The organism is Paraburkholderia sp. BR14320 (assembly GCF_040948665.1).
GTDB lineage: Bacteria > Pseudomonadota > Gammaproteobacteria > Burkholderiales > Burkholderiaceae > Paraburkholderia > Paraburkholderia youngii.
This window is the reverse complement of record NZ_JBFPKG010000175.1, coordinates 1-1,656: the sequence shown is the minus strand read 5'-3', so window position 1 is coordinate 1,656 and position 1,656 is coordinate 1. Positions and strand designations below refer to the sequence as shown.

Genomic DNA, 1,656 nt, shown 5'->3' with positions numbered 1-1,656 from the left:
AAACAAACTCTCGGTGAACGTGTCGGCGCCGCGCATGATCTCCAGTGGGCAAGTGGTGGTTCATCTATCAACGCTTCACGAACTCTGCGCGATGACGTGTTTCAGCGGTACTTCAGCAACCTGTTAAAGCCCATTCACCGATAGCATCAACAGACAAACCGGACAAACCGGACAATTCCGACAATTTGTGTCGCTACCGATAGGGGGCGCCGGGAATTCAGACAGTGGTGCAAGTGGAACGACTGGTCCCGTCTGCTGCTATCGTTCGGCAGCGAAAGCAGACAAACCTTTTGAGCGGGGCCACAACGACATGTTCAAAAAATCTATGAAAGAATCAGAGACTCGACATCGGTTCCACTCCGGTCGGCGGCCTTTTTATTGGCTTTGACGTGATCGCGGGACTTGCAGCTCTGGCATTCTGAGGAGCTTCATGGATGTGACTCTGACTGCGATTCCTCGCTGCGTCCTAACGTAGCGTTCCTTGTGTTCGCTGAGTTCCTCTATCGGTACTTTCACAGCGAAGAGAACAAAGAGCTCTGTTGGCTAAAAACGCGGGAAACCTTCCATTTTTGTCGAGTCGAACTCGAACACTCTGATCTTGGGCTGTCGACGCTGGAATGCGTGGTTCGGCATGAGAGAAAGGACCGGCGACAATAACCACCGCTATGTGGAAGAGTCAGGCACAGTAGAGACCGCCGGAAAGTGGCGCGGTGCTTTGAAACCGGCAAAGCGGCCTTATAGATATGTAACGTCGGCGGTCTCGGAAACAGGAAACGATCCAATAAAATTGGTCGATCGAATTCGTTAGTGGTTAATAAGGTGGCGCAGTCTAACGAATTTGTAAACCGGTGCAGCCGTACTCGTCACCAATGGCAACCGTCGAACTTGAACCGCAGGTGCTCGCCAGTCGCCTCGGCGTGGCATTTTCTCTGCCTTCCAGAACCGCGAGATCGATTGCATGCTCACGATTACGGCGCTGCAAGCGTATTTGTGCCTCGAGCCGCGCGCAGGCGACGCGCGCATCCTCCAACCTTCGCGATGGTACGGCCGCATCCAGGCGATAGCCGAACGAAAGTTGCTTGCCCGTCCCGCAGCAGGAATTGAGCTGACGCTGGCAGATTTCTCGCGCCCATGAGACACCGGTTTCCGTCTGTGGCGACGGCGACCGAGGACGAGTTCCTGTTACAGGTATAGGCTGTCCCGCTGAATGCTCCTCATCAAATTCCCGTTGCGCTCACTTCGTCTCGATTCGCTCGACACACAGGCGAGCCGTGCGAAAATGCGCGTGTAGTGCGGCCAGCCAGGCAATCTCCCAGACGATTCAATGGCTTGGGCTAGCAGGGGAGGCATCGCCCCAGCGCTTCCCACAGATAGTATGGAGTCGAACGCGAGGTCCACCATGCTCAACCGGTCTAACTGGGTCGGCTTAGCCTTGTGACGTCGTAGGTTGCACAAGTTCGAGACGGCCCGCGATTCCACTGACCGACAGAATTGCCGTTGCGCGATCGCTGCGATCGCTTTATCGGCACGCGCTGACCGCCTCCGGCGAAGCGACGAAATGCCCCGGCGTCACGCCGACCGCGCGCCGGAAATGTCGGCCAAGGTGACTCTGATCGAAAAACCCGACCTCGGTCGCGACCTCACACGGCGGGACGC

At 56.4% G+C, this 1,656-nt stretch carries 1 protein-coding gene and 1 pseudogene; one reads left to right on the top strand and one right to left on the bottom strand.

Translation table 11 applies throughout. The annotated features are described in order from the left end of the window. Positions 1-958: 958 nt before the first annotated feature. Positions 959-1,135 (top strand): hypothetical protein, encoded by a 177-nt coding sequence (locus AB3X89_RS39635; RefSeq protein WP_368587985.1) that lies wholly within the window; start codon positions 959-961, stop codon positions 1,133-1,135. Positions 1,136-1,519: 384 nt separating this feature from the next. Here the strand turns inward: AB3X89_RS39635 and AB3X89_RS39630 are convergent. Continuing rightward, positions 1,520-1,656: pseudogene (locus AB3X89_RS39630) on the bottom strand (AraC family transcriptional regulator); the annotation flags it as partial.

Excerpts from the sequence above, each read along its gene's own strand:
- AB3X89_RS39635 (WP_368587985.1), top strand. The coding sequence starts at position 959 with ATGCTCACGATTACGGCGCTGCAAGCGTATTTGTGCCTCGAGCCGCGC.